The sequence below is a fragment of the Mesorhizobium kowhaii genome, assembly GCF_042431665.1.
GTDB lineage: Bacteria > Pseudomonadota > Alphaproteobacteria > Rhizobiales > Rhizobiaceae > Mesorhizobium > Mesorhizobium kowhaii.
Genome location: NZ_JBHLYT010000041.1, coordinates 81,499 through 89,694, shown reverse-complemented (window position 1 = coordinate 89,694; position 8,196 = coordinate 81,499). Strand labels below are relative to the sequence as shown.

8 protein-coding genes and 1 pseudogene are annotated in these 8,196 nt (G+C 58.0%); 5 read left to right on the top strand and 4 right to left on the bottom strand.

The annotated features are described in order from the left end of the window. Positions 1-346: 346 nt before the first annotated feature. Together ACFFNA_RS23715 and ACFFNA_RS23710 are read right to left on the bottom strand one after the other, a co-directional pair. A protein-coding gene (locus ACFFNA_RS23715; RefSeq protein ID WP_378922006.1) for an IS5 family transposase occupies positions 347-1,101 on the bottom strand; the annotation gives its coding sequence in 2 pieces (ribosomal slippage) (positions 347-768 and positions 768-1,101; 756 coding nt in all). A 292-nt stretch (positions 1,102-1,393) separates the two neighbouring features. Then, positions 1,394-1,717: a hypothetical protein gene (locus ACFFNA_RS23710; RefSeq protein ID WP_143748679.1), complete on the bottom strand. Its 324-nt coding sequence runs from the start codon at positions 1,715-1,717 to the stop codon at positions 1,394-1,396. Positions 1,718-2,436: 719 nt separating this feature from the next. Here ACFFNA_RS23710 and ACFFNA_RS23705 point away from each other — a divergent pair. The 5 genes from ACFFNA_RS23705 to ACFFNA_RS41295 all read left to right on the top strand — a co-directional run bounded on the left by ACFFNA_RS23705 (position 2,437) and on the right by ACFFNA_RS41295 (position 5,466). After that, positions 2,437-3,219: a helix-turn-helix transcriptional regulator gene (locus ACFFNA_RS23705; protein ID WP_206073678.1), complete on the top strand. Its 783-nt coding sequence runs from the start codon at positions 2,437-2,439 to the stop codon at positions 3,217-3,219. Positions 3,220-3,223: 4 nt separating this feature from the next. After that, the gene (locus tag ACFFNA_RS23700; RefSeq protein WP_378922003.1) at positions 3,224-4,255 is read left to right on the top strand and encodes a HipA domain-containing protein; all 1,032 of its coding nucleotides are present in this window, start codon (positions 3,224-3,226) and stop codon (positions 4,253-4,255) included. After that, a complete protein-coding gene (locus tag ACFFNA_RS23695; protein WP_378922001.1) occupies positions 4,228-4,575 on the top strand; it encodes a HipA domain-containing protein in 348 nt (115 codons plus the stop codon). The genes ACFFNA_RS23700 and ACFFNA_RS23695 overlap by 28 nt, the downstream gene beginning before the upstream one ends. Positions 4,576-4,985: 410 nt before the next feature. Next, positions 4,986-5,321 carry a toll/interleukin-1 receptor domain-containing protein gene (locus ACFFNA_RS41300; protein ID WP_342586850.1) on the top strand — a complete coding sequence of 112 codons (336 nt, stop codon included), beginning with the start codon at positions 4,986-4,988 and terminating at the stop codon, positions 5,319-5,321. Then, positions 5,245-5,466: a hypothetical protein gene (locus ACFFNA_RS41295; RefSeq protein WP_446685976.1), complete on the top strand. Its 222-nt coding sequence runs from the start codon at positions 5,245-5,247 to the stop codon at positions 5,464-5,466. The genes ACFFNA_RS41300 and ACFFNA_RS41295 overlap by 77 nt, the downstream gene beginning before the upstream one ends. Before the next feature lie 776 nt (positions 5,467-6,242). Here ACFFNA_RS41295 and ACFFNA_RS23685 read toward each other — a convergent pair. Together ACFFNA_RS23685 and ACFFNA_RS23680 are read right to left on the bottom strand one after the other, a co-directional pair. Further along, complete coding sequence (locus ACFFNA_RS23685; protein ID WP_378922012.1) at positions 6,243-7,700, bottom strand: NAD-dependent succinate-semialdehyde dehydrogenase; 1,458 nt, start codon at positions 7,698-7,700, stop codon at positions 6,243-6,245. A gap of 177 nt (positions 7,701-7,877) precedes the next feature. Further along, positions 7,878-8,058, bottom strand: a pseudogene (locus ACFFNA_RS23680) (transposase); the annotation flags it as partial. Positions 8,059-8,196 lie beyond the last annotated feature (138 nt).

Below are 8,196 nucleotides of genomic sequence, written 5' to 3'. Positions count from 1 at the left end.
GAAAATGGGAAGACATCGACGATATGGGCGGCTGTGTCCTGCCCCTCGATCAGGCGCTCAGCCACATCGCAACCAACAGCCTTTTCTGGAGCTGGACCTGACCAGAACGTACAAAGCCGAGCTGAGGATGTGGGTTAGATTAGGCGCAGGGCGAGGAACTTTACTTTATCGCGACGGCTAGAGCGTCCGACCCGGATGGGTTTGCGGCGTTGGCCGCAACATACGCGGCATCGGCTTCGCCGAAAGTGGTTCAATGACCAGACTAAAGTGAGCAACAGATATTCGAATTAGCCGCAATCGCAAATCGGCAAAGGAATTCTGGCCTTCTACGCTCAGGACTCATTGATCAGAGCCAGAAGATGACGGTTGCCGCGATGCAGATGGCGGACAAGAAGGTGTGGGCGCAGCGATCGTAGCGGGTGTGGATGCGCCGCCAGTCCTTGAGCCTGCCGAACATGTTCTCGATCTTGTGCCTCTGGCGGTAGAGCGCCTTGTCATGGGGGATCGGCACTTTGCGGTTGGTCTTGGAGGGGATGCAAGCAGTGATGTCGCGCTCGGCCAGCGCGGTGCGGAACCAGTCGGCGTCGTAACCTTTGTCGCCGAGCAGCGATTGGGCTTTGGGTAAAGTGCCGAGCATCAAGGCCGCGCCCTTGTAATCGCTCATCTGGCCTTCGCTGAGCAACATGATCAGCGGTCGCCCCTGGCCATCGCACACGGCGTGGAGCTTCGAGTTCAATCCACCCTTGGTGCGCCCGATACGTCGGGGAACAGGCCCTTTTTTAAAAGGCTGGCTGCTGTCCGATGCGCCTTGAGGTGGGTGGCGTCGATCATGAGTTGGTCGGGCCTGCCACCCTTGGCCGCGAGCGCGGAGAAGATCTTGTTGAACACGCCCAGCCGGCTCCAGCGGATGAAGCGGTTGTAGATCGTCTTCGGCGGGCCGTAATCCGGCGGCGCATCCCGCCAGCGCAGCCCGTTCCTGATCACGAAGATGATGCCGCTAATCACCCGACGATCATCCACCCGGGGCACGCCGTGCGACAGCGGAAAATATGGCTCAATCCGACGCATCTGCGCCTGCGACAACCAGATCAGATCACTCATGGCAGCGCCTCCTCGCGCTGCCATTGAATCAAGCGATCGCCACCTCCGCAAGCAATTTAATGGGTCCTGATCCTAGGTCCGGTTGGTGTCGTCGGATTTCCATTGTTCCATCATCATCGTCATCCACGGCCCGAATTCTTGCCAGTTCTCGCGATCCCACGCTGTCAACGTGTGCATTATTGCGGAGCGACCTTCGCCGGCAGAACAGTTGGCCGTCTCGCACCCTTGTTAGGACTGCGGAGATAAAATGGCCCAAGGTGTAATAGTCAGCATCCGAAATTCGCATTGCGGGCTACCGTCTGGCCAACAAGAACAGGACGGTAAAAATCAAACCGCCAATCAACCCCAGCACGCCAAAGAGGAACGCTGCCAGCGCTGTCACCAAAAGGCCTATGCCTATCCCCCCAATGCGGATTGATGCAAGGCCGGCGGCGACCAAAACCGCCACGACATAGCCAAACCAATGGCCGAAACCAACGCCGCTGTACAGCCAGACTGCTACTGCAACGACCGCAACAATACCGGCAAGGCCAACTCCCATGAGAAGCCGCTCGATCAATCGATCCGTGGCAGCCGCGTCTAACCGTTCCCAAGGTGACTGCTGGTTTGCGCTCATGTCGCCCTCCCATATGCCCATCGATCATCCAAGCACAAACGGCCCCAATCCTCAATTGCACGACTGGATGGGCTTGGTGGGGATGGTACCTCGCACCCAGCGCCGTCGCGACTTTTCAACGATCACGTAGCCGATAGCCGGGAGAAACGTCTTAGGAACAATCGTGCCTCGACATATTGGCTAAACATGTTGCTGGGATCGTGCCAAATCGCCCACGCATCATCCGACACCCTTTCCCAAACCCGCGCGGATTAAATACCGCCCACGGCGACAATCGGAAGTGATTGTGCTGCCTGAACGGTTGATTAGTAGATTGGTTAGTTGGTCACTAAGCGAAAATCGCCAAACCCCATGGTTCCCGGCCTTTTTTAGGGATTGACTGGCGGGGGAAGCGTCTTTCGATTTCTCGCCATGCCGTTGAAAAAATTGAGCTTTCTACTTGTTATGCACCATGTATTGGTAGCCTGCCAGACAAATCGATCCCACATTTTAGGAATATCGCCGACGTGCTCCAGTCCGACATCGGACGGTCGGCCCGCAGGCATGGACAATCGGCCCTCGACTACTTATGCACCCGAACGGTATCAGACGGCGTTAGAATGTTCTCACTAAAAGCGCCTGAACCCGTTCGGGATCAATATGAGCTATGATACCGTTCGGGAGCGAATCTTCTTGAAAGTCTGAAGAAGCAAGGCTATGTTCCCGCTCGGGAGCAAAGCATGGCCAAAAGAATGCAATTTACGGGCGCTGGCAGCGCGACAGACATCGCAAAGCTGCTTGCGCAGGCGGGTCCTGCCCAGAATCTGACGAAGCTTCTCACGGATCTCAAATCGTCTGACGATACCTTTAGAAACGCCACTCGGGCCCTGTCGCGCCACAATGCCACGATCAAGAACTCTTTGCAGGCGGGAGAGATCGCTAAGGCGCTTTCCCAGATTCCCTCTTCTCAAGACCTGGCGAAACACATCGCACACATCAATGCTTCCAGTGAAGCGCTCGAAGCGGCCAGCAAGGACTTGTTGCATCGTAATGAGACGATCAGGAAATCAGTCAATGCGACGGGGACCGTCGAGGCACTTTCCCGCGTCAACGCTCTGGGGGACCTGACCAAACAACTGACCGGCGCAATACCGCAGGTCAACCTGAAGCTTCCTGGTGTTTCACAACTCATCACGGTTGCCCTGCCCAGAACGCTTCCCGACGCTTATCTGCTGCGCGGCAGCGAGACTAACGACGAGGACGAGGACGCCGGCGCGGCCTCACCGCGCCATAGCGGGACGGATACCTTAGGACTGGAGATCGTCTCTGCCTCAGATATTGGGCGGCTAGTCCGGCGCGCCCGCGAGGCCCGACATCTCTCGCAGCAAAGTTTCGCTGACCTTGCTGGAGTGGGGCGCAGGTTTTTATCCGAACTGGAAAACGGCAAACCCACACTTGAATTGGGTAAGGTCCTGAAGGTCGCGCAAGCAGCCGGCATATCGCTGCTTGCTCAGGTGCGCTGATACAATGGAGGTGCTTGCCCTTGATGTGCGGTTGGACGGTTTCGTCGATCCGATCGGCGCCCTCGTGCGTGACGAAAACGGCTCAGTCGCCTTCGTCTACAAGGCAGACTACCTTCGAAGATCAGATGCGACCGCCTTATCGCTATCCCTTCCGCTTGCCGAAGAACCTTACCGTGACGTTATAGCGCGAGCATTCTTCGACAACCTTCTGCAGGAGCGCAACGGCGTGCTCACCGACGTGCTGGCACGAGAAGGCCTGACCCGCGATGACATAGCTGGCCTGCTATATCACCTTGGAAAAGACTGTGCCGGAGCACTTTCCGTTCTTCCGTCAGGATCGCCGCCGACAAAAGTCCCGGGCGACTACGAAAGCGACTATGTACCCATTCCGCAGGATCGCATGATCGCGATCGTCGAAGCACTCCATCAGCGCAAACGCCTGCCGGACGGAACTGAAGATCCGTCCCCTTTGGCAGGCGTGCAAAGCAAGATAGCCCTGACTGTTCTGCCGGACGGTAGGTTTGCCGAGCCGAAGCGGGGATCGGGGGGCCCGACGACACACATCCTGAAAGTGCCCGATCGCGATCATCAGCAGGATGCCCGGTATGAGGCCGAGGCGATGAGGCTTTCCGGGGCGCTGGGGTTCGACACGGCCGAAGTCTCTGTAGTGCCGATTGGCGGGATCGAGACCCTACTCGTGACCCGCTTCGACCGAGGCAGAGACCGACAGAACAGGATCGTGCGTCTTCATCAGGAGGATTTCGCGCAGGCCCTCGGTTTGCCGGTCTCGATGAAGTACGAAAGGCGTGGCAAGGCAGGCCGGCGCTTCGACGTTTCGGGCATCCGCAGGATACTTGAGGCGACGGTCGATCCCGCCCAGGCGAAGGAAACCTTCATCAGGGCCACGATATTTGATCTCCTGATAGGCAATAACGATGGACATGCAAAAACTTCGCCCTGCTCTATGAACCTGGAGGCAGAATCCACTTTGCGCCGCGTTACGATATCTTGCCGACCAGGCTCGACGACACTCTGACCGACGAGCTCGCTTACAGGATCGGTGAGGCGGAAACGCTCGATGAAGTTACCCCAGAACAGCTTAATGCGTTTCTCCTGGCGCTGGGAATAGAAAGTGCTGCGGCACGCAAACGCATGCACCAGCGTTATCCGTCCGAGATTGCATTAGGCCTCGCGGACTGTCTCGGTGCTCTTGAAAAGCGTCAGGTGAAGAGTTTGGCGGACTTGATCGCTACCAACATGCGCATGCTTCTCGGTGCGATGCGGTTGGAAATACCCCAAGCGGCCAGGGACCGAGACGCGTTCATTGGCCTAGCTGGCGGATGGCTGATGAGTTGAATCTATCGATGGAGACATGCCTCCATGTCTGGCGGAACGCGAGGATTGTACCAACAACGACGGGTTACGTTTTCCGGGACTGGTATCAGATTATTCGACACGTATGCAGAAACTATGTCGGCGGAGAGTGATACCAAGTCGGCGTTGTCGTGCTGCTCGTCGGATGCAGTCATCGTGCTTTCATTTTCCATTAACGTCCCGTTTGTGCCGTTTGTGGGGCTATATTGCCGAGAGGGTTTTTGCAAGAACCGCGGTTTGGATGAACCCATTTGGCCCGCTTCGCGCCTATAATCGGCCGTTACCAAGTCTTTCTCTGACTTTCGAAAGCCGCCATTCATCGCAAACGGATCGAAGGCCTAAAAGGGCGGCAAGCGGCTCCTTGGCCGAGATGGTCGCGAGCCGGTTCGCCCGTGGCGTACACGCTTGCCGAGGTGCGGGCACTCACGCCGGTCCGCGACAGCGTCGAAAAGCGAGCGCCCCGGCCTGACCTTCGGGACGTCTTTCTCTGCCATGCGTGGGACGACCGGAGAGGGGCCGCCACGGAACTGCACGATCTGCTCGAGTTGCGCGGTGTCTCGGTCTGGTTCAGCGAGAAGGACGTCGCCCTCGGCACGCGGTTGCTCCGCGAAATCGACAAGGGCGACGAAGTCGCGAGTCGGGATCGTGCTGGTGACCCCTGCGCTGCTGCGCCGCCTCCAAGGAGAGGGCATCGCCGACAAAGAATTATCGGCACTCCTAGCGCGTGACCTGCTCGTCCCCATTGTGCACGACACGACGTACGAAGCTCTCCGCGAAGTCAGCCCCCTGCTCGGTTCGCGAAGCGGGCTGAGTACTGCAGAAAGTCTGATGGCAGACGTCGCGGCCAAGCTCGCCGAGCTGGTCGCCCTGTAGCTCTATTACCGGGGTGGCCGGCCCCACGTCGCACAAGCGGTCCGGGCGCCGGCGTGGTGTCAGCCGCCGGGCCGCCGCGCCAGTGTACTTCTACCCCCATTGCTACGACCGCTGCTACCATTTCGACCCCGTTAACACGGGTTTGCATCGGGCGATCCGTTGCGCGTCTTGCCGGTGAAGCGCACGTTTGAGCGACTACTTCATCGATCCGAGCTCTTGGCGCGGATCTCCGCTATGGGTTCGTTCTGCGGCCCCTCTGTCGATGCCGAGAACGTGAAGAAAAATGAGGTTCGTTACAAGGGCGAAATGACGAAAAGGACTACTTGTACCACTGGTTCTTAATATAGTTGGTAGCATCGTCCGACAGATTGTGCATGCCGCTTCGTTGTTCATGGCGTCGACGACATATACGTATTGCGAGTATGCATAGCGGACCAGACGTGCGCCGCCGCATGGCTGGCCGTATAGGACGGGTTCACATACAGAAAGACTTGTGGATTTTGGCCCAGTTCCCAAGCTCTTTGAACTTGGATGTTACCCCGTCGTAGTTCTGGCCGGGCTGATACAAATCGTACGAAATATGTTGGTTGTTTGCCAATCTGGCTTCCTGTTTCAGAGCCGGCCTTGCCTACCGCTAAGCTTTCTTATCACCAGTATGTGGTTATCACGTAACAGGTGAGTCTGCTTTTTCCGTTCAGCTCTACAAAGCCCCCGTCCCCTCGCGGCCGAAGACGAGCCCGGCTCCGACCCCTGTTTCGGCCGGCGCGTGCCCTGCTTCAAATTCCGCCCATACAGAGATATTTCATTTCGAGGTAGTCCTCGAGCCCATGGCGGGACCCCTCCCGCCCGATGCCGGATTGCTTCATTCCTCCGAAAGGAGCTGCTTCCGAGGACATTCGTCCTGTATTGATGCCCACCATGCCATATTCCAAAGCTTCGGCCACGCGCCACACGCGTTTCAGGTTGGAGGCATAAAAGTAGGCTGCGAGCCCGTAGATTGTGTCATTGGCCTCGCGGACAACCTGATCCGCATCTTGGAAGCGAATGATAGGTGCTAGGGGTCCGAAGGTCTCCTCCTGCGCCACTGTCATCGCGCGAGAAACCTCGGTGAGGACAGTCGGTTGAAAAAGTGTGCCTTCCATACCGACGCGATCGCCCCCGCATCGAACGATTCCGCCTTTCGCAACGGCATCGGCGATATGGGATTCGATCTTTGCCAGAGCGCGTTTGTCGATGAGCGGCCCAATGGACACCCCCGGATCGAAGCCGTCACCGACTGAAAGCTGGCAAACCTTTTCGGCGAGCTTTTCGACGAACTCATCGTGGACGCCGGATTGGACGTAAAGGCGATTTGCAGAAACGCAAGTCTGGCCGGCATTGCGGAATTTCGCCTGGATCGCACCGTCAACGGCAGCATCGATATCTGCATCGTCAAAGACGATGAAAGGCGCATTTCCGCCGAGCTCAAGGCTGACTTTCTTGATCTGGTCCGAGCATTGACGCATGAGGAGCCGGCCGACCTCGGTCGAGCCCGTGAAGCTGATCTTGCGGACCTTGGCGTTGGAGCAGAGTTCGCGGCCGATAGCGTCGCCTTCGGAAGCGTAGATAAGGTTGACCACGCCTTCGGGAAAACCGGCCAGCTGGGCCAGGGCGAACATAGCGCCTGCCACGAGTGGCGTCTGTTCAGCAGGTTTCAGCACGATTGTGCAGCCGGCGGCGAGAGCCGGCGAAATCTTGCGCGCAACCATGGAGGCGGGAAAATTCCATGGCGTGATCGTACCAACGACGCCGATCGGCTGCTTGATCACCAGCATGCGGCGGTCTGTTGATGGTGCAGAGATCGTTTCCCCGTAGATGCGATTGGCCTCTTCAGCGTACCATTGCAGATACGCAGCCGCATGGGTTACCTCCGACTTCGCTTCGGCGAGTGGCTTGCCCATCTCTGCGGTGAGAATGGCAGCGAGGTCGTCGGCGTGATCCACGATTAGTTGGTGCCAGCGCCAGAGTATATCGCTGCGCTCCCGGGCCGTCAGGGCTGCCCACCCAGGCTGTGCGCAATGGGCCTTGTCAATGGCGGCGCGCGTTTCTTCGACACCCATGTCGGGGAGTTCGGCCAGCAATTCGCCGGTCGATGGACTAGTGACCTCGAACGTCCGCGCGCTAACCGGCGTGCCCAATGCCGGCATACGGTCGATGCCAGCGAACAGCTCGCGAGACTTGAGGTAGCGGATCATCGGCTGAAAAATGGGCAAAAGGGGCTCTCCTCAACGCGATGGATATGTCTGCTGGCGGCGTGGATACGTATCTTCGCCTTCGCCCGTCGCATAGGACCTCGTACGGATGGCAGTTAGACCTCCTCGACGGAAGGAAGTATCGGAAGTTGGCTCTCAGAGCATCTCTCCGAGCATCTTGATCGGTTGTACGCTCTTACGGTCGCCCGGCCCGATCAGACCAGCAATGTACAGCGGACACATCCGGCGCCGAGCTGGATGCGAAAGACCTGCCAAAAACGGTTGAAGCCAGTGCTCGAGATCGGCTTGCCAGTCCACATCCATTGATCGGCCCTCCACAAGCCGACCTCCCATGAATCACGCAAACTCTCTCTTGGGAATTCCAAAAACGCGCCCGCTGCTAAAAATCTGCCAAAGTAGTGCTAGCATCATCAAAAACAAAACAACTCCCCACCACGACACGCGGTCACCGCCGCGCCCACGGTCATACCTTCGCCGA

Coding starts and splice junctions, on each gene's coding strand:
- ACFFNA_RS23705 (WP_206073678.1), top strand. CDS start 2,437: ATGGCCAAAAGAATGCAATTTACGGGCGCTGGCAGCGCGACAGACATC.
- ACFFNA_RS23700 (WP_378922003.1), top strand. CDS start 3,224: ATGGAGGTGCTTGCCCTTGATGTGCGGTTGGACGGTTTCGTCGATCCG.
- ACFFNA_RS23685 (WP_378922012.1), bottom strand. CDS start 7,700: ATGATCCGCTACCTCAAGTCTCGCGAGCTGTTCGCTGGCATCGACCGT.
- ACFFNA_RS23710 (WP_143748679.1), bottom strand. CDS start 1,717: ATGAGCGCAAACCAGCAGTCACCTTGGGAACGGTTAGACGCGGCTGCC.